This window comes from Evansella sp. AB-P1, from assembly GCF_029688925.1.
Taxonomy (GTDB): Bacteria; Bacillota; Bacilli; order Bacillales; family Salisediminibacteriaceae; genus Evansella.
In genome coordinates this window covers 26304-48848 of record NZ_JARUKY010000023.1, presented here as the reverse complement: position 1 = coordinate 48848, position 22545 = coordinate 26304, and the positions used below count along the sequence as shown (strand labels likewise).

Genomic DNA, 22545 nt, shown 5'->3' with positions numbered 1-22545 from the left:
TTGATTTTGGTGCCATGGGTTTGGTACCATACACTCGGTACGGTAAAACTTTATTACACTGGGGTTCTGACACCATTTTTTTAGGAATCAACGGTAGCAGAATCATAAAACTTAAGATTTGGTACATCAATAAATACCTTGTAGATAAAACGACTCACTGACTTTTTCACTTGTATTACCTTTGGTTCTCCATCTTCCCAAAATTCTGTTGTCGATTTTTCAAAAACAGTCTCAGTTCCAATTGCAAAAGGTTTCGCAGATTGAAAGTCAGAAGTAAACCAAAAGCCAATCGTATCAATATCAGCATCTATTGACTTCAATTAAACTACACGTTATTATGGCTAACTTCATACAAAATTCACAAATTACTCTGCTTTATATGGTATAAATAAACGTATATGCAAACTTTGGAAAGGCGGGGTATAATTGGAAATTTCTTTCGTGAAAAAGCTTATCGGGGAGTATAAGAAAGATCAAGAATCTGTTTATCATACATGGTTTTTATTGGGAGAAAATAGAATGAAAGCATTTCGAACAATTAAAACGGGTATTAGAGATGTGGTAGCTGATATTCAAAATCAGACATTTGGTAATGATTTCAAAGGATCAAGTTTAGAATTTGTTGTTACTGCGATTTCTGAACAAAAGCAAGTCTTTGAAGGGGCAGCCCACGCATTCTATTGGAAGCCAAAATTAAGAATACCTGATATATATGAAAATGAAGAAAATAAGCTAGCCTTTGCTAAATTTTTAAAAGCTTGTTTACATGCAAAGGACGAAAAAAAGATAATTGAAGAGATTATCAAACTTGATCAATTACATATTAAAGGGTTAGGGCCTGCTGTGGCAAATATATTGTATTTTCTCCATCCTACCTTATTTCCACCATCTAACACTGCCATCGTCAAAGGGTATAACGCCCTTTTTAATGAAAAAGCAAAATTAGGCTCATGGACCTCCTATCTTCAAATGAGAGAGACTATCATTGAAACAAATGAATTATTCAAAAATCTATTTTCAAAGGATTTAGGTGCCATCGCTGGGTTATTATTTGAAATTGGTATTGGAAGAATGGTTATTACAGAAAATGCTGATGAGATTCTTAAAATTGATCACACAAAAAGAATGAAGACATTTAAGAAGCGACACGAACAAGTTATCGAGGATGTACAAGAAGAAAATGAGCACAGTGAAATGCAATTTTTATTGGGGTCTTTAGGACGTGAATTAGGATATAAGGTGTGGATAGCTAAAAATGATCATACTAGACAGTGGAATGGAAAAGAATTAGGCGGTCTTTCAATGGATGAACTACCAAAAAATAATGTATCTGAAGATAATTATAAAACTATTTCTTTAATCGATGTTATTTGGTTAGATGTGGATGGACGTTATGTAGGTGCATTTGAGGTAGAAAAAAGTACTTCTATCTATTCAGGTATTTTACGACTTCACGATCTTTCACTATCTATGAAGGGGGATTCTTGTGAATTATTTTTAGTAGCACCTAAAAGACGAGAAAGAGAAATAAAAGCGCAACTTCTCCGTCCATCCCTAAGAGAATCATTAAAAAACAAGCCCATCGCATATATGACATTCACAGACTTGAAATGTGATTATGATGGGATGTATAAATATGGATCGAACATTCATTGCCTTCACAAAATTGCAAAAACAGCTACCTGTTAGCAACGAAACGAGTTCAGTTCCCCCCCAATCGGAGCTGATAATCGGAATGTAATCGATTATTCGATTGAAGAGTAAGTTCGGTGCTAGACTTAGGAAATAGAGGTAGTCCCCAAATAGGAACAGTACCATTTGGGGACTACTAGAGTAAATATAAACTAAACTACTTTCTTTTAGGTCCGCCTCCATTACCGCCGCCGTTATTACCTCCGCCATTGTTATTGCCGTTTCCTCTTGTTTTTTCGACGACTTGATCTTCTTCAACGACAGGTTGAGATTCAACAACCGGCTCTTCTTCAATAACAGGTTCAGGTTCATCAACGGGATCTTCTTTAATTTGTTCAGGTTCTGTTGGTGCGACAGGTTCTGAAACAGATTGATTTACAGGTATGAATAAAACTTGTCCGATAAATAACATGTCAGATGTTAAATTGTTTGCTGTCTTAATTGCATCGACAGTCGTTCCATATTGAACAGATAGTCTCCACAACGTATCACCTGAAACTACTGTGTGATACCCACTCGTGATCGGTGTTCCTTCATCTTCTTTAACATCCTCAATTACATCGTGACGGTATAAATCCCATTGATTCATGAGTTTACCGACTACTTCTCTATAATATTCCCCGCCTAAGTGATTGTACCCAGCGTTAGCAATCTCATAAAGATATTCCTTTGAAGCATCCTTTATATCCCAACCGTTTGCAATTCTATCTTGATAGTTTTTAATAGCAAAGCCATAGCGTTGATTGACTAAAAGAGTACCAGTTAAGAAGTTAACAGAGTGCTCATAAGAATTAAATTTACGGTACCAATTATCTCTTCTTTGTGTTTCATCAAAAACGATTCGATCGGGTCCATAATTAGCAATTACAGGTATTTTTCTATCTAAATCTTCATCAGGCTGCCCTTTTAATTGCCATGCATTTTGTGGGTTATATCCCCATACTTTAATGCCGAAAAGGTTGTTTGCAAAGTGTGCAGTTCTTGTTGTTCCATAACCACTTTCAATAATAGACATACCAATAATCGCACTTGCAGGCATGCCGTATTGTTTGCTAGCCTGAATTCCGTATTCAGTAATTTGATTAACAAAGTCTTCTTTTTCTTGTTCCGTAGGGGCTTGAATTCTACCTAAATACGCATGAGAGTTTCTTCCTAATTCTGCATCTTCAAATGGAAGAGGACGGAACAGGTTCGAAGCCGCTACCTCAGTTGTTTGTCCATGCACAATGAAAGAAGGCTGAAAAACTCCTAAACTAAGAAAAGAAGCTATGATAACAGTAATTGTTACTTTATTAATGAACATATAAAAACTCCTTCCAAGATGTAATAAATGTTTGTTGTCTGTTGGACAAACAAGGGGATGGCGCTAAAAAGAAGCGCTAAGATTAATTGTAACCATTTAATAGAGTTTGCCTAGTAGTGAAAAATTGGAAGTTTCATAGATTGAGGGATTTAATGATGGGAAAAATGGATATAAGTGGGGATAGTGGAAGGGGACAGAAAATACATGCGCCAATAATTGGGTATAAGAATGAAGGAGAATGAACGAGAGAAGTATTATGGATATTGTGAACAAGACTCGTTTGTGGAACACTTTGAAACTATTATTATTTATAAAAATGAACAAAAAAGAGTAGAAAAGATCTCATCCCTTCTACTCTAATCAATGTTATACTTCTAGTTTTAATTGGCCAAACATTTAGGCCTCTATTTCATATGGTAAAAATTACTTCACTCATTTTGAGGTAATATTAGTCTAAAAGTGGTTGCTTTATCACGCCCTTTGTAAGAAAAATTATTTTTGAACAACATGGAGAAATTCTCCTGCTTTTATATCTGTATAAGAATAGTAGTCAAATGTATGATTGGTGAAATTAATTTCATAAGTAGCGTGGGTTCATACGAATGTTTAAAAGCATTCCGTAACCTAAGATGATTGCGCCGTGGTTTTTCCCGTACTCACGCAGACTATAAATAAGAAACACTACCACTTCAGCACCGTTTCATTGTTTGAGTCATTTTTAGCTTCATTTTGGCGGAACCATCTGGGAATCGAATCCACTGGAGACAGGCAGCGCCTCCTAGAAGTAATTCCTGAAGCAGCAAATAAAGTTATTTAATTCGGTTTTGACAATATGCAGCAAAATAAAATAATGGCCCTTGTTGATAATAATCTTTAACCGCTTTGTTATTTGGTAGTTTTTAAGTAGTTTTAATATTCTAATAATTTAGAATTGATGCTATACTAATAATGAATGGTAGTATTTTGAAATATGTGTCTATATGGAGGAAAAAATCCGATGAGAATAACTTTATTAACTATAGGTACACTGGGAGATGTAAGGCCATTTCTTGCACTTGCTCTCGGTTTACAAAAATTAGGGCATCAAGTCAATCTAGCTGGACCTGAAAATTTTATTTCCTATGTTGAGCCCTATCAAGTACCTTATCATTCATTAGAAGTTGATACAAAACAACTATTAGAATCTGAAGAAGGAAAAAGGTGGATGGCTGCTGGTAATGTTAATAAATTTATGGAAGAACTTCAAAAGATGTTTCATGAAAGAAGATACATTCTAGAAAGGGATATCTTAGCTGCTTGTCAGGATAATGATCTCATTATTACTCACCCTTTGTTATTATTTCATGCCGCAACTCTTTCAGAGAAATTTCATATCCCATTGATGCTAGCAACTCCTTTTCCAGATTCTCCAAAAACGAAAGAATTTCCTCAATTTCTTGTTAGAAGCAAGAAATTACCTTTCGGATTTTTGAATTTGCTTACATATTTTCTCTTTGCGAAGGTATATGAAAAATCGAAAAGAAGGGATTTGAATGAGTGGCGTATAAAATTAGGTCTTTCCCCCTTACGAGGATCTGTTTTTGCTAATATAGTAAAACAACATATTCCCATTCTTCATGCATACAGTAATGAATTGGTTCCATTTCCTAAAGATTGGAGTGAACACAACTTCATAACAGGTAACTGGAAAATACCTGAAAAATCTATTGAACATACGGAAGATCATTTGCCCGAGGAGCTCTTAGCCTGGCTAGAAGCTGGAAAAGCTCCCATTTATTTTGGTTTTGGTAGCCTGCCCATCTTAGAACCACAAAAAATGATAAATATGGCCATAGAGATCGCGAACAATCTTCAAACGAGAGCCATTATTGCTTCAGGCTGGTCTGACATGATTGCAAAGGACTTACCTTATACAGATTCGGATTCTATATTCATGCTTAAATCAGCAAACCATGAGCTACTATTCCCACATTGTAGCATCATCATTCATCACGGTGGCGCAGGGACGACTCATACCACATTGGAATCTGGTGTTCCTTCCATTATTTGCTCGACGTATGCGGACCAGCCTTTTTGGGGGGAGAGGATTACAGAAATCAATATTGGCCGGCACATTCCCTTCCCAAAATTAACGAAACAAAATCTTACAGATGCAATATTGGAACTACATAATAATAGTGTCATAGAGAAAGCAGCTGAAATAGGCAAACGGATGAAATCGGAGAATGGACTTCAAAATGCCCTGGAAATTATAAATACACATCTAGAGAGGGGTCTACCTGTCTATAGGAATTGAATTTGGGATATAAAAATGGCTATGATAATGAGTGTAGATGATTCTAGTATTATGCGAAATAGATTGCGCACAATCTTTGTAAAAATTTCGAGTTGTAATTGCAGCTCTTTTTTTTGTTAAAATAATAGAAAATTATGGTAAATTTAAGGGGATTTAGCGAAAGAGGGTGTCATTGTTCTTGCTTCAAAGACAGATTTGGAATTATAAGTGAGGTTTAGGTAATCAAATGGGTATTTTTATATTGATTTTATTAATATTATCTCTGTTTATTAGCTTTCTCTTATTTTATATTTATAATGAAGTGAAATCGGGAACAGAAATCATTGCTTTTTCAATTCTCATGGTCTTTACTGGCTTTGTTTTTTACATTGATCAGCATGGAATGTTTGGATATTTTTTTGGTTTAGGATTAGTGTTAGTAGGATTCTTTTTGGGAAGTATGCGTTTTCTCTTTAAACCCTAACTTATCGGAAAAACGGGAGGCCTCTGTAACAAGGAGCCTTTTGTTGTCAAATAATGCTCTATTTCTAAGTTACCATATTTTCCTTTGGTAACAATGGAAACATTTGATAGCTAGATAAGTTTTGTGTTTCACGATAATATAATCCTTGTAAGATATATCACACACAATCTGAAACGAACAATTTCATAGAGTTCATTCCTTTATAAAAGGCAAAATCGTTGAAAGACGATGACGCAAAGCCATGTGCCTAAGGTTGTTATTGCTAAGGTCGACAGGTTGCTAAAGAATGAGAAGAAGTAGTTACTTACTTCCTTTCCATTCTTACCATTTGTTAGATTTCTTGATAGACTTCAAGTTTTTAGGATATGGTAGGTTTTTTTAATGCCTAAAAAAGGATAAAGGTGAGTGGGGTATAGATTATCTCAAAAAATTATCTTTCGGGAGGAATATATACATGAAAAAAGTAGTAACTGCTTTATCCGTATTCGCATTATCTTTTGGTGTTTTCGCAAATGCTTCTTTTGCTTCAGATACAACTGGAACTGCTGAAGTTACTGGAGGAACTTTAAACCTAGAAGTCCCTGCATCCGTAACATTTGATGGTATCGAATTAGATGGTACAATCCAAACAACATTTGCTGATTTAGGAGCTCTTAAAGTGGTTGATCCTACTGGTACTGGTAATGGGTGGAATGTAAGTGCAACTGCATTACCATTAACAAGAACAACTGATGGTCATTCTTTACCGGCAAATTCCCTAGTGCTATCTGCACCAGTTGAAGTAACAGCAGAGGCAGGATCTTCCGATGCTACTATTTTAACTCCAGATAGTGGAAACCTTGATAGTGAATTTGGAGTATCTGTTTTGGATGCGAAAGTAGGTCAAGGTCTTGGTACATTCAACACTACTTTTGGGGCAAATGCTTTAACATTAACTTTAAGTCCAGATACTGCATTTGCAGGGCAATATGAAACTACTATTACTTGGAACCTTACTCAAGGTCCTAAAGAGTAATATATATGTTTCATACGAAACAACAATGATTTTGTGCTAAGGGTTTACTTCAGAGGTTCAAACTATTAAAACATATCGGAAAACGCATTTGATTTTCACATAGAAAATCAAATGCGTTTTTTATTGTTAAGATAGGTGAAAGGAATATACAGACTTTGTGAAGTGCGGTATTTTAACTATTGGGTAGGTTAGGAAAAACACTGTAATAATCCCTCTAACTAAGGAGCTTCCTAAAAGAAGGAAGGGGGTTGCTTTGTGAAAGGGAATAAATTCGATAAAATATTTTTTAGAATTATGACTTTTATAACAATTGTTGGTTTAATGGTGCTGATAAATAGAAAACCACCAATAAAAGTTTGGATAATCGTGGTATCACACTTTCATAAGTGTAACCATTAAATCTTTAGCAACAAGGGAAGTTATAGGAATTATAAGAAATGTGGATAGCAACTAAGGCTTAATCAAGCAATAAGTAATAGTTACTTTAAAAGTTACTATACTAAGGGGTGTACGTTAGCTTATAAGATGACCTTCTATTTGGTTACACTAACAGGGTAAAAGGAGTGAGTGATTATCATGGTTCATCGCTTTAAGGTCTTTTTCTCATGTTTTCTTACTGTTTTTATGATCGTAAATATTGTATGTATAGAGAAAACCAGTGCCCAAGAAATGGATGCCCCATTTTCTGTGGAAGCCATACTACCGGATACGCAAATCGAAGGTGCTAGTGGCTATTATCATTTACAAGTAAATCCGGGAGACGAGCAAACGATACATGCACGTATTCAAAATAAAAGGGATCATGATATTACTGTTCATGTACTTCCCTTAAACTCTTATACTGCTCCCGCTGGAGGTATTTTTTATGAGGAGAGTATTGAATCGGAAAATACGAAACTCTTGGGGAATGCCACGCTTATGTCTGAATTACTGAATGTCGACCCTTTTGTCGAACTAAGTGCAAATGAGACGGTGGAGGTTCCTATACATATTTTAGTTCCTGATACAGACGAAGGAACATACTTAGGTGGTCTGTTATTTGCTTCTGTTGGAGAAGATGTATTGGAAGAAATTGAGAATCAAGAAGATGAAGAAGGTGATATCGGTTTTATTATAAGAAATGAAATCACATTTACCTTGGCAGTGCAACTTGATTTACCTGAAACACCAGATCCAAACTTTGCAATGGGAGATGTAGGGATAAACATTCATCCGTCTGGACCGGAAATGTACATGGAGTTTATTAACGATGCTCAAATGATATTACGAGGGACACATGGTCATTACAACGTTGAAAATGAAAATGGAGAAGAACTGTTTGAAGGTGACTTTGAACCTTTTACAATGGTGCCTCAATCGGAAATTCGATTTCCTGTTCCTTGGCAGCATGAATCATTAGAGCCTGGTGTGTATAATGTGTCTATATCAGCGAATGTTCTCGATGAGGAGGTAACAGCAGAACGGACTTTTGAAATAGAAGGTGAACAAGTGAGAGAGTATGAGGAAATAAGAGAAGACGTTCCTCTTGAACAGTCTAAAACGATTCCAGTGTGGGTATGGGTCATAGGGGGAGTAGTAGTGGCGGGTATCTTTTACTGGCTTGGGGCAAGGCGAAAATAGAACGATTTATTTCCTTATATTATCACAAAAAAACACTTAATTTGGCAACTTTTATCCTATATAATGGTAACATTGGATGGAGGTGCTACCACTGTTAGCATTATATAGAAACTTAACTAGAAAATACCTTGTTCCAGTTTTATCAACTTTTCTATTGATCATTCTGCTAATGAACATAACAACTGTAAAATCGTCAGAGACATCTGTTAACTTTTCTGTTTCAAGTGGTACGCTGAATGTTCACTCTTCAAAAAAAAATGTTATTTTGAGAATGGATGAAGAAAAAAATATAGCATATGGAGATGCAGGTGCATTGACGATTGTTGATGCTACAGGATCGGGTTCGGGATGGAATTTAACCCTTAAGTCGACCCCGATTAAAAAACTAAAGCAAAACGAAAGTAGCATAGACGAAGATGTTAAGGGGTATTTATTATTACAGACTCAAGAAGCGAATATCCAAGAGGGAGAAGGGTCCTCAAACGTTCCTGACTGGGTAGGTAATCGGACATATCAAATTGATGAAAATTTCCCGACGAAAGTTCTTTCTGCCAATCGAGGGGAAGGGATGGGTACATATTATATTGATTTTGGAGTCGATTCATTAAAGTTTCAACTCCCTCAAGGCATGACCACTAATAAATATAATGAAACTACTTTGATTTGGAATATCGTAAGTGGACCATAACAATATTCAGACTCCCCATAATGAACGATGGGGATTTTTTTATGCGACGGGCAGTCGCACCTTGCGTGATAACACGCACACTGGGGGTCTGACACCATTGTTGCATGAATGGTTCCTTAATAGGATAACGAGTGCCACTCATGGTGACACCCGTATACTAACACGAAAACTAATGTTCTTGTTGGCTTATTCCTGAACCTTGACCGTATTGTTGTCCTTGCTGGTATTGGCTCTGCCCTTGTCCTTGCATTTGTTGCTGTTGTTGTAACTGTTGCTGTGTCTGATCAATCTGTTGAGCAATTTGGTTTAGCATGTTTACTTGCTGTAAAGATTGTTCAACACTTCCAAGCATTTGTGCAGCCTGATGAATCGATTGCTGGAGTTGCTGGAAAGTCTTTTGTTGCTGGTGCTGTGCTTGAGAGCTAAATTGTTGCATTTGTTGTAATAGTTCTTGGGATTGTTGTTGGTTTTGACCTGTTTGTCCCATTGAACTACTCATGTTTGAAGCTTGTTGACTAGAGGTTTGTAACTGGTTTAAAGCTTCTTGCATGGATTGAAGCTGATTTTTTAACGGGGAAATTTCCTCACCAATTTCTTCATCTACTTTAGCAGCTATTTTCTCCATTTGAGTTTCTTCAGCATCTAGTTTTCCCTCTTCATAAAGTTCTTCTAGGTCTCTGTCCATAGCAAATTCCTCCTTGTAATTCATTAAGTGACTCCGTTCCTCTTTACTTATTTTAATTGGTTCAGGTTTTGGTTGATTGATCCTTGATATTATCCAAAATAATATAGGAACACTCACCAACAAAATAAATAATATGAGGAAGAACATTCCGTCTATGGTAATGCACCTCCAATTTAAGCTACCTTTAAATCATTCAAAGGTAGACCAGATTATTATAGGTTTCTGAAAATTTTTTATCCGATAAAAGTCTGGCCAAAATTCCCCATTTTTCCGTTATTGCAGTTTGCATCAACCACTCCAGGTTTCGTGAACATGCGGTACGGTAAAATTTTACTACACTGGGGGTCTGACGCTTTTTTTTTTATATATTATAAATTTATATAACTGGAAAGAGGTGTTATTAATTGAAGATATATATTAAAAACGATGACGGTAGAGTTTACGAAGCTTTCCAAACAGATAAAAATACGTTTACTTTTAGTACAGAAAAGACGACATTTGAACTTTCTCTTTCTGAATCTAAAAAAGGATTTGAATTTAACTCCCTTACAGATAAACAAAATAAACACGAAACAGCTCTAAATCCAATTCGTCACTGGGCAAGTCTCCACCGGTGTATTCCAATAAATACCTTATGTGCTTGTGATAATCATTTAAGGTTATATCAGTTAAGCTTTCTGTCTCCTTATAAATCATGAACTTATCGAACATGCCGCAAAGTGTAATGTCCCAGAGTCCTGTTTTGACATTCTTCTGCTACTTGTTTTACTTCTATAATTTTTCCGTTTCTTTTGGGCTCTCTTTAGGCATAATAAAAAACCTTCTATATTGAATATAGAAGGTTACTGACTGGATAAATATGTAGACGAACCCAAGAGGTCTTACCTAAAAGGTCTACCGAGGTTTCGTCTAAAATTACCTTGAGACCTCGTCACCAATAAAACCCGTGATTTCGAAAACTTCTTAATTGGCGGGACCGTCTGGGAATCGAACCCAGCGGAGACGGCACGCGCCTCCCAAAAGGTTTTGAAGTTCTATGGAGGTTGTTATCCCTAGTACCTTGTAGTGTCAAAACATGCTCTACATTAGGGTTTCGCTGATAGCTGATATTTTGTAGTACCATTAAATTTTTTAAAACGGGCACCAAACTCGGCACCAGATTTTAATATTTAAATGAAAAAAATGTTACTTTTAGATGTTGAATAGAGGTTATATTATTAAAAAGGATGTTCCATAATTTTTCTTTGGAGCATTCTTTTCTTTATTAAGTAATAAAAAACATATCAGAATTTGTAATTTTCTGTTAGAATTATCGGTGAGAAGTTGGAAAATATTAGCTGATGGTATGGAGGTTAATATATGGAATTAAACGAACAAATTAAAGTAGTAGTCAATGACAAAGATACAGATAAAGCCTCATCAACATGGAGTGGTTTCCTATATCAAGGAAAGGTAGCTATATACACTGTATTAAAGTATATCAATCATTATTACCCTGATATAGATGAAATTAAAAAATATAAATTGGAAATTGAATATTTAGAAGACTTTACAATTTTAAAAAATAACAAACCATATTCAATTCATCAAGTAAAAGCAAAGCCAAAAACAGATACTATTGGCTCTTATAACGAAGCTAACCTTAATTTGCTTGGAAAGATTTCAATATACGAATCAATTCAAGAAGCTAGTTTACACACAGCTACCGAGATCAAATCATTTTCTAAAGAAGATCTTTTTAATAACTTACATAGCTTCAATGTGGAGGGTAAAAAGGAACGCCTAAAAACATATAAAGAAAAAATATTTGCTGGGGATAAATTTAATGAAAAATATGAACAACTAAAAATCTCCTGCAATGACGGACATGTACCAATGGAAAGAGTCATTGATTTAAATGATATAAGAAAATTAATTTTAGACGAAATAATTACTTTTTACTCCAAATGTACCGAAAAGGAGATAAAGGAAAAACAGTCTACTTGTGATAATGTAGGTCATATATATTCTAATTTTATAAATATGATTGAAGATTTGGTCCATAAAGACCACCTGAAGAAAACTCAGGATGGCAGAATATTAATAGATTTGATAGATTTTATATATATATTAGAAAATGTAAGTATTTTTTCATATACTAATAAAACCATTTCTACTTTGCTGTTACATGACGTAGCTGATGAATTTCTTCAATATTGTAGATATTATAGGATTAAAGATGATGATGAGATGACATATGGTGTTTGGGAAAAGCATTTAACCAGTTTGAAAAGATTAAATTCCGATGAATTTTTCCTTCTATGTCGTAAATTAACACCAAACGTTGTAGTTAAAGATAAACATAAAGTAGATATTACTGAATATAAAAAGCTTATGTCATCGACTAATGTTCGTAATAGTTTTATTCATGGTGTTATTCAATTAAAGGAAAAAGTTAAAGAACCAAGTAAACTGGAATCTGCGTATGTTTTACATGAGAGTGGGATGAGATATATTTTATCTACACTTTTTGATAATTCTCAGTTTGCCAGTCATGTATTAGGAGAAGATATATACAAAAACCTTAGTGAAGATGATGAGATGTTTAATATGCTTTTTGATATTAATGCTTACATTAGCTGCAATGTCGAGGGAGAATATACTGGAAATATAATTAGGGTTGAAGCTGACAAGAGTTCTGAAGCCGTAAGTGAGGAAGACATTAAAGAAAAAATAACTACACATAAAAAAATTAAGTTTGTAAAAATTGATAGTGTAAGAGAGGAGTTAAAAGAATGATTGAATTAATTAAAAGAGTATTCACGGAATCTAATTTTGAAATATTGGAAGATTTTAAAGTAATTAGTCAAAATTATTCTCACTTTTTTGCCAAAAAGGTGGACGGTGGGAGATTTGACTTTTATTCTGTGTTACAAGTGAGAGAAGAAGACATTGAGCAAGAGGAACTTAATAATATTATCAAAAATCTATTGTCACAAATTCTCCAATCACTACATTATCCTGGAATAGATAAAAATATGTCACTAGTGATACTGGTAGGAAGAAAACAAATAGATATTTCAGAAACATTTAATAAGTTTATATATGAATTCGAAGAAAATCCATATGACTGTAAAAAATATATTCTCCCCTATACCGATGAACAACTTCAATTATTATTGGAACATCTTTCACTCCGATTTAATTCATTAGATGTAACTTCTAAAGGTAATGATACATATCTAATACAACTAAATGAAATAATTTCAGAAAAAGAATGGTTTTCATTATTTAAAGAAAAAGAAAATATTAATGAAAATGATTCAGTAAAATTATACGACTTAGTTTCTAAAATTTATATAAAACTTTCTTTTTTAAAATTCAAAATTAATAAAAAGGAATTACCTAATATAGCCAAAGATATTCGAGAAGATATAAAAATTGAAGATAAAGGAATTGTTGATAAATTTCTTCAAATGGATAATCCTGATCCAAAATGGGATGATATTTTATCTGTATTAGGGGTTGAATTGAATGAAATATAATATTAGTGAAATACATATCGAAAATTTTAAATCAATAGATAGTCTCAGGTTATCATTTGAAAATAATGATTTGATTGTATTGGACGGACCTAACGGTTTTGGTAAGACTACTATATTTGATGCAATAGAGTTAGTTTTAACTGGATGCATAAGAAGAATAGTAAATATAAAAATTGTAGATGGAAATAAGGGCTATGATGATTACTTATTTGCAAAAGATCAGGAACGACCCATTATTATTAAAATCAAATTAATAAATACAGAACAGCACCAGAATCAATTGATTCTTGGTAGGGAAATTGATCATAGTTCCTTAGCAAGGAACAAAAAGAAACCAGGGAATTTTCCTTCGACATTACATAAGTTAACTAATATTGACGATCCTTTAACAATAGAAAATATAATTTCTCCTACACAAATTAACTTATACGAAACAGGAGATTTTGAAGAAAAATATAGACTTTATCACTATGTTGAACAAGAAGAATGCACTCATTTATTAAAAAGGTCAGAAAGTGACCGAATGAATGCTTTGAGTAAACTTTTTAATATTGAAAAAGAAGAAACTGAACGACAAAAACTTTCAAAAGTTAAAAGCAAAATATTAGTTAATAAAAATAAATTATTAAATAAAATAAATGGCTTAGAAATAAATTTAAATATAGATACTGTAAATGAAAAGAGAGAAGAAGTGGAGTATATTCAACTTTTACCTCAAAAAATAAGTGGGAAAGTAATTTGGGACAAAAAAGCCTTAAATAATTTTACTTTAGATGAAAAAAATAATTATTTTAAACAAATTGATTTATTTGGGACTCTAAAAGAACAATTAGATTTTTTTAAAGCAGCTCTTAAAAACGAAGAAATTAATAAATCTATTCACAATAAATATAGGATTGAAGAAGCATTAATATTATACAATTTCCAGGAAAAAATAGAAGAATTTAAAGAAGAGTATAATAGAAAACAAAAATTAAAAAATAATCTAAGGCTTCTAGAAGAAAAGGATATATTAAATAAAAATATCGATTGGGATTTAATTTATGAGCATTTCGATCTATATATTGATTATCAAAATTTAAAAGATAAATTAACAATAATTAGAAATTTAAAACAGAACTCTAGTAATTTATCAACTATGATTTCAAATTTGTTAAAAACAAAAGAAAGATTAAAAGAACAGTTTGAAGAATATTTAAGTAAAGATGAAAATAATAATGAACATTGTCCTTTCTGTGGTGCAAATTGGGAGAATAATAAAACATTAATTAAACAAATAAATAGTCAAACGGAATATTTTAAAACTCAACTTGATCAAACATCATTTAGTTATACTCAGCTACTAGATGAAATATATACAAATTATATAAAAAATCTTATAAGTGATATAAAAGATAATATAAATAAATTAATTAGTGATGATTTATATGAAGAAATAAAGCCTTACTTTGATAAGAAAGTTGTTCCTACAAAAGTAAAAGGATTTTTTAACAAACTAAACATCGATATCGAACAATTTGTATACACAAACCTTGATAATATACATGATGTATCTAATCGAGCTGACATGGTAATAGACAAATTGAAAGAATTAATTCAAGATACAGGTGACTTTGATTATGAAAAATATAAGGATTTAAAAGATATTTATGAGAATATACTGGCTAAAGATGATAATTTAGTAAATGAAATAGAGCAAAATAATATTAAATTAAAAAAAGATTACATTAATTATGTATTTTATTTGCAATCAAGTATCCAATATCGAAAGTATCAGGATTTAAAAGCAAAATACGATATAATCGAAAGTGCATATAACTCTATTTCAAATGTTCTTGAAATATATAATAAAAACATTCAAAGCTACCGTACCAAAATGATAAAGGAAATCGAAATTCCTTTTTATATTTACTCAGGTAAAATTATTCAAAATTATCAAAGAGGAATCGGCATCTTCATTAAGGAAGATAACGGAGGAAATGATGAGATTAAGACAATTCGTTTTGTTCCTCCAGAAAAAACCGACCATGATATAATGCATACTTTTAGTTCAGGACAACTCTCTGCAACAGTATTAGCTTTCACGTTAGCTCTACACAAGGTATATAATAAAAGTGGACTGAATACTATTCTAATTGACGATCCGATTCAAACTATGGATGAAATGAACATGGCATCTTTTGTTGAATTATTACGAAATGATTTTGGAAAGCAACAAATAATACTGTCCACTCATGAAAATCAAATTTCTCTATATTTTAGATATAAATTTTCAAAATATGGTTATCAAACGCAAAAACTTAATATTAAAGATAAATTATATAGATAATTTTAAACAAAAAAACCTCTTTCAATATAAAAGAGGTTTTTTTTGTGTGTTTTTTAACACTAATGATGAATATCCATTTTAATATATATTATTATGGTGGGAGTTGAGGGGATAATGGATGATATTTATTTGAAAGAAGCAATTGGTGCTATAAATACTTATATTTTAATGATTAATGATCATACTCAAACGTTATGTGGTAAAAAAATTATAGAAAATAAATGGTACTTTTATATTAAGGAAAATACTTTAATAACTACATTAATTGTATACGAGCAAGAAAAAGAGATAAAATTTTTTGAAATCGAATGGAAAGGTACTAAAGCCAATATGCTCGGAAATCCTAAATTAGAAGACTTATTAAACGAACTGATCAGTAAATACTAATACATATGATTACGGCCAATAGAATGTACCATCAGTGACAGAGTTCTTACCACTGAATGACAAAGAATGTACCAGTAAGTGCCAAGGTATTTACCACTTCACCTTCTGTAAAATTATTGAGCACACCTCTGGTGTGCCATTATTTATGTAGGAGGTATTAAAGCTCCGGGAGGCACCAGGGGTTTGGTGCCAGACCCCCGGTACGGTAAAACTTTACTAAACTGGGGGTCTGACACCATTTTTTATAAATATACGTAGTTACTGCTTCTTAATAATAACTTTATTTACTTCTGTACCGCCTTCGTCTCCATTAGGACCACCTTTTACAGTCCGACCAGCATATACTGGAGCACGGATATTTCCAGGTAAAGCCTCAACATTCATTTTAGAAATTACCACAATCATCAACATTTATAAATTATCATTTATTTTAGTCACTATTTCCTCTGCTTGTTCCTTATCAAAATCACCATGTATGCTCACCGAATCAGTTTCAAGAGATTGATTCATTTGTGGTGAGACGATTAAATCGCCATCAACATAGAAATGGATCGCTTCGCCAATATGTGCGGAGGAAAAGGCATAGACGAATGCTTCATCTGAAAACCTTAGATTAATGGAAATTTGATCAAAGTCAGTTGTGACCACTTCGGCAGATCCAGGTATCACATCCTGCTGATCTGCAATAAGTTGCCCATCCTGACTACGGAGTTCAAATACTGATGATCCTATTGGGGCCTCATCTTTATATTCAAATACTATATCACGATCTTCACTATTAAGAGTACGACTTGAGTCGGTGTCTTTTTCCTCCAAAATGAGAGCATATACTAAATCGAAAAATGTATGATTTGCTTCACTAATATAAAACTCAGGTGTCGTCTCGTTAGTATACCGGTTCCAAATGTAAACAGTTCCATTATCTTCTACTCCTACAGTTGTATGAATGCCTCTGTCATTATCATGAATGATTCCAATCATATAGTACCCTGGTTCTGTAATATTAACTGGATTATCTTCAAAGTTTGTTTCTGTTACTTGCATTTTCTGTAAAGTAGCTATCAATTCACTAAATCGTTCATCTTCAGGATATAAATTAAAGCTACCGGTAGATAGATTTGGTTCATCATACCAATTGAAAAAGAGGAATTCTACATCTTCAAAATCGTTTCTATCTCCTAATGGAAATGAACTTTCTTTGGGGAGACCACTACCAGTTTCATTTTGAAAATATTGCATTATAGTAGGCGAAAAAAGGATCATAAGAATAAATCCTGCTACTACAATCGAAAGGTAATATTTGTATGGTATTGAAGGTTTCATTTTCGTTTGTTTTCTCTGTTTTTCATTTATCTTATTATTTAATTGGTGTAAAGTTTCTGTCTTTTCGTTATCTGAAATCGTTATTTTCTGCTGAAGCCCATCAAACTCATTATCCCATTCGTTAAATCGTTTCATGATTATACCCCTCCTTTTCTAATTGACGTTTCAAAGCCTTTAAAGCACGTAGCAACGTACTCTTTACCTTACTTTCCTTCCACCCGAGTATATTGGAGGATTCCTGTATGGAAAACCCTTTAATTTTTCGCAGAACAATAACGTCACGGTATGACATTTTTAGTTGTCCTAAGGCGTGATATAATTCCCTCTCAACTTCGTTAAGTATTGTAATCTTTTCCGGTGACACGTTGTTAGAAACTACATATGTGTTTTGGTCAAACAAGTAAGCGATCGGTTTTTCTTTTCGTAAGGAATCTATCGTAATATTTCTCGCAATTCGAAATAACCAACCTTTGGCATTGTTCCCTTGAAAAGAGGATAAGTGGTCATAGGCGCGAAGAAAGGTTTCTTGCATCATATCCTTTGAACGTTCGTGGTCACCTGTCATGAATAAGATATATTGATAAATATCATTACTATATTTTTGGTACCATTCAGTCACTTGATTTTGTGCATTTTCATTCATTATTCAAGAATTCACTCCCTTCATAAAATATTGAACACACTATCAACGTTTGAAACTATAAAAAGTTGCATTTTTATGTAAATTAATTCTATATGTCACTCGTTTATTAAAAGTGTTGAACTAAAGGTGTATTGTAATTGGAAAATTGGCAGACCTCAAAAAAACAATTGGAAATTTTATGTTAACATAAGAAGTGTCATCATATCATGTGAAACTATTTTATTTTAACAAATGAATCTTTTTTAAAACATAATTAGAAACATTGCTATTGAGATAGCAAAGCAGAATAGAACTACTCTTGCCTCAAGAGGCACAACTGGAACATTCCAAGTTTCTGGCTCAGTTAACGGAGTTAGATATACAATGGGAATAAGAAATGGGCAAATACATCAACTGTATCCAAGATAGGAGGCACCAAAGTGACAGATAATTTTATAATTGAAACTTTCGTCTTAAAAAGGCAAGTAACTAACCTTGATGATTTAAAGACAAATCCTTATGAATATCTTCTTTCAATTAAAAATCAAAGGGAAGACGCCAGCAAACTATTAGGAAACATTAAAAATAATACGGCGGATGGAGAATTGCTCCGAATTGAAGGAGTCATATATATCGAATATAATGGGAAGAAGATTATTCCTTTTACGTTTTGGGATGAAATTAGTACACTTTGGCCATATTTAATAAACTTAATTGAAGACTACATAGAGAATGAAGAAGCTATATATGACTTTCCTAGTCAACCTATCCCAATATCGTTATCTAGACAAAGGAGTAAGGTAAATTTTTCTGTAAATGGTAATAGCGTATTAATTGATGAAAAGTTTTTTATCCAAAAAATACTTTGCTCTGCTAAAGAGTATTTTGACTTTCTACAAGATTCGATAGGACAACAAGATATGTTTGAATATCAAAGGATAAAAAAAATTAATGATAAATTTAGATAATTATAACAATGAAATATCATCAAAACTCAAGGGGCTGTCTAGATATGGACAGCCCTTGTTTAATACATAACTCCGTACAATTAAAAAGTATGACCCCAAGGAGAATTTAATAGCAAACCAAAAAAAAATATCAAGTTTCAAGAGGTCTGTATAACTGAGAAAAAATTGAAAAGGGAACGTGGATGTATTGTTAATTGACTTTTAAAGGTTGAAACTTACTTAGCGTACAAAATTTCCGAAATGTTGGTGGTACCCCATAAAAGATTACAAACTTTTAGACTATGGGGGTGCTAGAATAAAAATTTGATATGCTAGAGTTTCAACTTTTGGACAAGATTTGGCAACCCAATGAGAACTATTGAAAGTTTAAAAATAGGTATACAAGTGAAATGTTATTCTAGCAAGGTAGGGAATAAAGCGATTCAAGAAGTTATTGCGGGAATGAAGTATTATAAATTAGATAAAGGTATAGTAGTAACTAATAATTATTTTACTGAATCTGCAATTACATTAGCACAATCAAGTGATATTATCCTATGGGATAGAAATATTCTCAAAGAAAAAATAAATGAAGTTTTTGTGTAAACGTTCCTTACAGGAGCGTTTTTTTGTAATAAAAATAATTCTGTTTTACCAAAAATTCTAAATGAATGTTCAATCATTAGACTAGATAAAAGAGATGATTTTGTTTGTATTGAAATATTTACAAATTCTATTACAGATGTTAATGCTACCTGGATAGGGAAGATGATTCCTTTTTTAAAGAACACTTGAAGTATATTTATCTTTCAGATGCTCTATTAAGAAACTGTTACAAAATTACTTTTCTAAGTAAGTAAAGTGACGCAGAATTAGAAGTAAGAAACTTAGATGTATATGCATCTGAACTTAGTAAAAGAGAGCGTTATATTAAGATTTATCCCTTTTAAGCAATAAAGGTAACTAATCAGTATTTTAATCCAATCCTTCTATTAAATTTTTTAATAGGAGGATTTTTTTATGGGTTCCAAAAAAAAAGAAGCGATATTGAATTTTCAAGCAGAAAGAGAAAAAGCGTTAAAACTCTTGGAGAATTGGATGAACAAGTTAGAGAGGACAGAAAAGTGCAGCTAGAAGGATCCAGAAAAATAGAGGAAACAGATGCTCGAAAAGAACGCTGAAGGAAGTAATGAAAAGGTTTAGCGATTTAAATGATGTTTTAACAGTTAAAGACATAAAAGAATTTTTAGGGATTTCAAGAGGGAAGGCTTATGATTTAGTGCATGAAGGAGAATTCCATGTTGTCAGAGTCGGAAACCGGATATTGGTCCCAAAAAGAGTTTTTCAACATTGGATTGAAGGAAACAAATAATCTTTTTGGGGCACTCCCTTACTTAACATTGTTTAATGTATGTCTCATTTTGAAATACTGTTATTAATGGTGTGAGTTTGAGTGCCCGGTTATTGAAAAGGAGGATTATAAAAAAATGACCGGTCACGTTCGATATGACAAAAAGACAAAGAACTACCTTTATGTGATTGAAGTTGGACCGAAAGGAAATAGGAAGCGGAAGGTGAAAAGAGGCTTCAAAAATCAAAGAGAAGCAAAAAAGGCAATGAATTTAGCAATGGCTGACCTCCAAAAAGAAGAGAGTAGCATTTTAGATAGCAATGATTATACTGTTAGTGAATATTTGGATTACTGGCTATCTTCCTATGCTAAATCATCGACTGCACCTAACACCTATAAAGGATATGAAAGAATGATACGGGTCCATATTGCGCCTGAGCTCGGTCCGAAGAAGCTAGGGACATTAACGCCGCGAGATGTTCAAGATTATTACAATAGGAAGGTTGAGGTTTTATCGGCTCAAACGGTGAAACATCATCACCGTTTGTTATGTAAAGCGTTGAATTATTCTGTCGATTGGGAGTTTGTGGAGAGGAACGTTGCGAAAAAGGCAAAGTCTCCAAAGCCGGAGAGATATAAACCAACCACGTATACGGAATCTGAATTAAAACGCCTCTTTGAAGCAGCAAAGGAAAATTTAATTTATTATCCTATCATCTTCAGTGCTAGCCATACCGGTGCACGCTTGGGAGAACTTCGTGCCTTGTAGTGGAAGGATATTGATTTTCTGAATCGGAAGTTGTATATCACGAAGACAGCGTATGACCAGAAAAACGAGGGGGTCAAAATAAAAGACCTCACGAAAAATGGAAAAGATCGATATGTGGTCATGGGGAAACGGCTAATGGAGTTTTTAAAGAAACATAAAGAAAATTTCCAAAAGACAAAAAAGATGTTGGGAAATACATTTAATCCTTTGGATCTTGTTTTTCCTAACTCCAATGGAAACTACATGCACACAAGTGAAATATCAAGAGCATTTAAAAACGCCATAAAAAAAGCTAACTTGCCAGACAGCCGGTTTCATGATCAACGTCATTCCCATGCGACCATTTTGCTTAAACAAAACGTGCATCCGAAAATTGTGAGTGAACGTTTAGGACATTCGAAATCTTCCTTTACAGTGGATCAATACAGCCATGTGGTTCCATCGTTGCAGGATAATGCCGTGGACGTTTTTGATGAAGCATTCGATGCATAAACAAAATCGGCACCGATACGGCACCGAATTCTAAAATGAGGTCCTTTGTTCCCTTTCTCTTATGAGGAGGGGGAACGCCAAACCCCTTGGTATGTATATGTTTGGCGGGACCGTCTGGGAATCGAACCCAGCGAGCTATTCACGATAGCCCCAAAAGGTTTTGAAGACCTCGGTAAACACCAGTTACACAGCCGGCCCCAAGAGTATAAATACTATTTTACTTTCTCAATAAAATAAAATCAAGATGAATCAGTTGTAATAAAATTAAAGGGTTCAACAATAATATTCATTATTAGAATTCAGAGTGAGAAAATTATGTTGTGAAAATTTTGTTTAGCTTCGATAAAAAGTGTTTACTTCTTATAATAAACCTTTATTCAACGGAGATAATGAAAGGAAGTAGCTATAAAAGTTTAAATGAAAAGTAATTACTTTTATTCACTCCTATACTCCGGAGGGGTTCTTTTTTCTATTGTTATTCTTTTAGAGAAATTATTCTAAAATCAAATCTAGACTAGTAGAATACCCTCATAATATCCAATTAACTACGCTAATAAACAAAAATTTCCCTTGCTTTAACAATTAAAATCTAACTTAGGACTTTATAACCATAGACAATTTATTTTGATTGGATTTTAATGTAATTAATAATATCGACTCATACATCACATAACACACTATGAATAATTATACCATAATTCGACTTTATTTTACAATTATAAACGTATTCTAATTATAAATATTTACTCTAATGTATATATCGACAAAAACTCTAGTCTTATTTTGTAATCTATATTGGTTTTCACACCTGCACTTTCGTACGTATTTCGTATGATCGTGGAGGTTGAAAACTCCTCAAAGTATTTTTATTTTGAGGAGATAGATCCGGAGTGTTCCGGTATAAATGACTAGAAGGGGGGCGGCAAAGAAAATCACGGTTATCATCCACTTTGTTTTGAAAACGTTTTCAATGGGGTGATGGAGAATAGGGCGAAAATTGAAAAATGGTAGTCTTTGAGATGTGGTATACGTGTAAACT

The 22545-nt window shown here is 33.2% G+C and carries 22 protein-coding genes, 2 tRNA genes, 1 pseudogene and 1 riboswitch; of the genes and pseudogenes, 16 read left to right on the top strand and 9 right to left on the bottom strand.

The genetic code is table 11. The annotated features are described in order from the left end of the window. Positions 1 to 80: 80 nt before the first annotated feature. Positions 81 to 320: a hypothetical protein gene (locus tag QA612_RS19405; protein WP_278285484.1), complete on the bottom strand. Its 240-nt coding sequence runs from the start codon at positions 318 to 320 to the stop codon at positions 81 to 83. Between the two features lie 106 nt (positions 321 to 426). Between QA612_RS19405 and QA612_RS19400 the strand changes: the two genes are divergently transcribed. Next, on the top strand, positions 427 to 1689 hold the full coding sequence (locus QA612_RS19400) for a hypothetical protein (RefSeq protein WP_278285483.1): 1263 nt from the start codon (positions 427 to 429) through the stop codon (positions 1687 to 1689). Between the two features lie 160 nt (positions 1690 to 1849). Here the strand turns inward: QA612_RS19400 and QA612_RS19395 are convergent, their stop codons facing one another. Both QA612_RS19395 and QA612_RS22530 read right to left on the bottom strand, forming a co-directional pair. Then, positions 1850 to 2995: a glucosaminidase domain and LysM peptidoglycan-binding domain-containing protein gene (locus tag QA612_RS19395; protein ID WP_278285482.1), complete on the bottom strand. Its 1146-nt coding sequence runs from the start codon at positions 2993 to 2995 to the stop codon at positions 1850 to 1852. Between the two features lie 492 nt (positions 2996 to 3487). After that, positions 3488 to 3653, bottom strand: a pseudogene (locus QA612_RS22530) (SET domain-containing protein); the annotation flags it as partial. A 339-nt stretch (positions 3654 to 3992) separates the two neighbouring features. Between QA612_RS22530 and QA612_RS19390 the strand changes: the two are divergent. From QA612_RS19390 to QA612_RS19370, 5 genes are all read left to right on the top strand, one after another. Further along, positions 3993 to 5291: a glycosyltransferase gene (locus tag QA612_RS19390; protein ID WP_278285481.1), complete on the top strand. Its 1299-nt coding sequence runs from the start codon at positions 3993 to 3995 to the stop codon at positions 5289 to 5291. Positions 5292 to 5532: 241 nt separating this feature from the next. After that, the gene (locus tag QA612_RS19385) at positions 5533 to 5754 is read left to right on the top strand and encodes a hypothetical protein (RefSeq protein WP_278285480.1); all 222 of its coding nucleotides are present in this window, start codon (positions 5533 to 5535) and stop codon (positions 5752 to 5754) included. Between the two features lie 198 nt (positions 5755 to 5952). Next, positions 5953 to 6038: riboswitch (cyclic di-GMP riboswitch) on the top strand. A gap of 170 nt (positions 6039 to 6208) precedes the next feature. Further along, entirely contained in the window at positions 6209 to 6769 is a 561-nt protein-coding gene (locus QA612_RS19380; protein WP_278285479.1) for a WxL domain-containing protein, read from the top strand. A 576-nt stretch (positions 6770 to 7345) separates the two neighbouring features. Beyond that, positions 7346 to 8389, top strand: a complete 1044-nt coding sequence (locus QA612_RS19375; RefSeq protein WP_278285478.1) for a DUF916 domain-containing protein — start codon at positions 7346 to 7348, stop codon at positions 8387 to 8389. A 76-nt stretch (positions 8390 to 8465) separates the two neighbouring features. Then, a complete protein-coding gene (locus tag QA612_RS19370; RefSeq protein WP_278285477.1) occupies positions 8466 to 9077 on the top strand; it encodes a WxL domain-containing protein in 612 nt (203 codons plus the stop codon). Between the two features lie 169 nt (positions 9078 to 9246). On the opposite strand, the gene QA612_RS19365 is transcribed toward QA612_RS19370, so the two are convergent. Beyond that, complete coding sequence (locus tag QA612_RS19365; protein ID WP_278285476.1) at positions 9247 to 9762, bottom strand: hypothetical protein; 516 nt, start codon at positions 9760 to 9762, stop codon at positions 9247 to 9249. A 404-nt stretch (positions 9763 to 10166) separates the two neighbouring features. Here QA612_RS19365 and QA612_RS19360 point away from each other — a divergent pair, with 404 nt between their 5' ends. Beyond that, positions 10167 to 10460 carry a hypothetical protein gene (locus tag QA612_RS19360; RefSeq protein WP_278285475.1) on the top strand — a complete coding sequence of 98 codons (294 nt, stop codon included), beginning with the start codon at positions 10167 to 10169 and terminating at the stop codon, positions 10458 to 10460. Positions 10461 to 10730: 270 nt separating this feature from the next. Here the strand turns inward: QA612_RS19360 and QA612_RS19355 are convergent. Further along, a tRNA-OTHER gene (locus tag QA612_RS19355) sits at positions 10731 to 10815 on the bottom strand. Positions 10816 to 11121: 306 nt separating this feature from the next. On the opposite strand from QA612_RS19355, the gene QA612_RS19350 reads away from it, so the two are divergent. The 4 genes from QA612_RS19350 (at position 11122) to QA612_RS19335 (ending at position 16002) form a co-directional block, all read left to right on the top strand. Beyond that, positions 11122 to 12540 carry an ABC-three component system protein gene (locus tag QA612_RS19350; protein WP_278285474.1) on the top strand — a complete coding sequence of 473 codons (1419 nt, stop codon included), beginning with the start codon at positions 11122 to 11124 and terminating at the stop codon, positions 12538 to 12540. Then, positions 12537 to 13286, top strand: a complete 750-nt coding sequence (locus tag QA612_RS19345; protein ID WP_278285473.1) for an ABC-three component system middle component 1 — start codon at positions 12537 to 12539, stop codon at positions 13284 to 13286. Before QA612_RS19350 ends, QA612_RS19345 begins: the two co-directional genes overlap by 4 nt. Further along, positions 13276 to 15615, top strand: a complete 2340-nt coding sequence (locus QA612_RS19340; protein ID WP_278285472.1) for an AAA family ATPase — start codon at positions 13276 to 13278, stop codon at positions 15613 to 15615. Before QA612_RS19345 ends, QA612_RS19340 begins: the two co-directional genes overlap by 11 nt. Before the next feature lie 114 nt (positions 15616 to 15729). After that, a complete protein-coding gene (locus QA612_RS19335) occupies positions 15730 to 16002 on the top strand; it encodes a hypothetical protein (protein ID WP_278285471.1) in 273 nt (90 codons plus the stop codon). 258 nt (positions 16003 to 16260) lie between these two features. Here the strand turns inward: QA612_RS19335 and QA612_RS19330 are convergent, their stop codons facing one another. From QA612_RS19330 to QA612_RS19320, 3 genes are read right to left on the bottom strand one after another with little or no spacing between them, the layout of a single operon-like run. Next, the gene (locus QA612_RS19330) at positions 16261 to 16413 is read right to left on the bottom strand and encodes a hypothetical protein (protein WP_278285470.1); all 153 of its coding nucleotides are present in this window, start codon (positions 16411 to 16413) and stop codon (positions 16261 to 16263) included. Then, complete coding sequence (locus QA612_RS19325; RefSeq protein WP_278285469.1) at positions 16414 to 17460, bottom strand: hypothetical protein; 1047 nt, start codon at positions 17458 to 17460, stop codon at positions 16414 to 16416. It abuts the gene before it with no gap. Further along, positions 17447 to 17968, bottom strand: a complete 522-nt coding sequence (locus QA612_RS19320) for an RNA polymerase sigma factor (RefSeq protein WP_278285468.1) — start codon at positions 17966 to 17968, stop codon at positions 17447 to 17449. Before QA612_RS19320 ends, QA612_RS19325 begins: the two co-directional genes overlap by 14 nt. Positions 17969 to 18387: 419 nt before the next feature. Here QA612_RS19320 and QA612_RS19315 point away from each other — a divergent pair, with 419 nt between their 5' ends. The 5 genes from QA612_RS19315 to QA612_RS19295 all read left to right on the top strand — a co-directional run bounded on the left by QA612_RS19315 (position 18388) and on the right by QA612_RS19295 (position 21506). Further along, positions 18388 to 18915 carry a hypothetical protein gene (locus QA612_RS19315; RefSeq protein WP_278285467.1) on the top strand — a complete coding sequence of 176 codons (528 nt, stop codon included), beginning with the start codon at positions 18388 to 18390 and terminating at the stop codon, positions 18913 to 18915. Between the two features lie 348 nt (positions 18916 to 19263). Then, the gene (locus tag QA612_RS19310) at positions 19264 to 19500 is read left to right on the top strand and encodes a restriction endonuclease (protein ID WP_278285466.1); all 237 of its coding nucleotides are present in this window, start codon (positions 19264 to 19266) and stop codon (positions 19498 to 19500) included. A 583-nt stretch (positions 19501 to 20083) separates the two neighbouring features. Next, the gene (locus QA612_RS19305; protein ID WP_278285465.1) at positions 20084 to 20266 is read left to right on the top strand and encodes a helix-turn-helix domain-containing protein; all 183 of its coding nucleotides are present in this window, start codon (positions 20084 to 20086) and stop codon (positions 20264 to 20266) included. A gap of 115 nt (positions 20267 to 20381) precedes the next feature. After that, complete coding sequence (locus QA612_RS19300; RefSeq protein ID WP_278285464.1) at positions 20382 to 21014, top strand: tyrosine-type recombinase/integrase; 633 nt, start codon at positions 20382 to 20384, stop codon at positions 21012 to 21014. A gap of 9 nt (positions 21015 to 21023) precedes the next feature. Continuing rightward, positions 21024 to 21506 carry a tyrosine-type recombinase/integrase gene (locus QA612_RS19295; protein ID WP_278285502.1) on the top strand — a complete coding sequence of 161 codons (483 nt, stop codon included), beginning with the start codon at positions 21024 to 21026 and terminating at the stop codon, positions 21504 to 21506. A gap of 102 nt (positions 21507 to 21608) precedes the next feature. Here QA612_RS19295 and QA612_RS19290 read toward each other — a convergent pair. Then, positions 21609 to 21705, bottom strand: a tRNA-Sec gene (locus tag QA612_RS19290). Between the last annotated feature and the right edge of the window lie 840 nt (positions 21706 to 22545).

Excerpts from the sequence above, each read along its gene's own strand:
- QA612_RS19305 (WP_278285465.1), top strand. The coding sequence starts at position 20,084 with ATGAAAAGGTTTAGCGATTTAAATGATGTTTTAACAGTTAAAGACATA.
- QA612_RS19330 (WP_278285470.1), bottom strand. The coding sequence starts at position 16,413 with ATGTTGATGATTGTGGTAATTTCTAAAATGAATGTTGAGGCTTTACCT.
- QA612_RS19335 (WP_278285471.1), top strand. The coding sequence starts at position 15,730 with ATGGATGATATTTATTTGAAAGAAGCAATTGGTGCTATAAATACTTAT.
- QA612_RS19320 (WP_278285468.1), bottom strand. The coding sequence starts at position 17,968 with ATGAATGAAAATGCACAAAATCAAGTGACTGAATGGTACCAAAAATAT.
- QA612_RS19345 (WP_278285473.1), top strand. The coding sequence starts at position 12,537 with ATGATTGAATTAATTAAAAGAGTATTCACGGAATCTAATTTTGAAATA.
- QA612_RS19395 (WP_278285482.1), bottom strand. The coding sequence starts at position 2,995 with ATGTTCATTAATAAAGTAACAATTACTGTTATCATAGCTTCTTTTCTT.
- QA612_RS19370 (WP_278285477.1), top strand. The coding sequence starts at position 8,466 with ATGGAGGTGCTACCACTGTTAGCATTATATAGAAACTTAACTAGAAAA.
- QA612_RS19350 (WP_278285474.1), top strand. The coding sequence starts at position 11,122 with ATGGAATTAAACGAACAAATTAAAGTAGTAGTCAATGACAAAGATACA.
- QA612_RS19310 (WP_278285466.1), top strand. The coding sequence starts at position 19,264 with ATGAGAACTATTGAAAGTTTAAAAATAGGTATACAAGTGAAATGTTAT.
- QA612_RS19390 (WP_278285481.1), top strand. The coding sequence starts at position 3,993 with ATGAGAATAACTTTATTAACTATAGGTACACTGGGAGATGTAAGGCCA.
- QA612_RS19340 (WP_278285472.1), top strand. The coding sequence starts at position 13,276 with ATGAAATATAATATTAGTGAAATACATATCGAAAATTTTAAATCAATA.
- QA612_RS19365 (WP_278285476.1), bottom strand. The coding sequence starts at position 9,762 with ATGGACAGAGACCTAGAAGAACTTTATGAAGAGGGAAAACTAGATGCT.
- QA612_RS19375 (WP_278285478.1), top strand. The coding sequence starts at position 7,346 with ATGGTTCATCGCTTTAAGGTCTTTTTCTCATGTTTTCTTACTGTTTTT.
- QA612_RS19300 (WP_278285464.1), top strand. The coding sequence starts at position 20,382 with ATGACCGGTCACGTTCGATATGACAAAAAGACAAAGAACTACCTTTAT.
- QA612_RS19325 (WP_278285469.1), bottom strand. The coding sequence starts at position 17,460 with ATGAAACGATTTAACGAATGGGATAATGAGTTTGATGGGCTTCAGCAG.
- QA612_RS19380 (WP_278285479.1), top strand. The coding sequence starts at position 6,209 with ATGAAAAAAGTAGTAACTGCTTTATCCGTATTCGCATTATCTTTTGGT.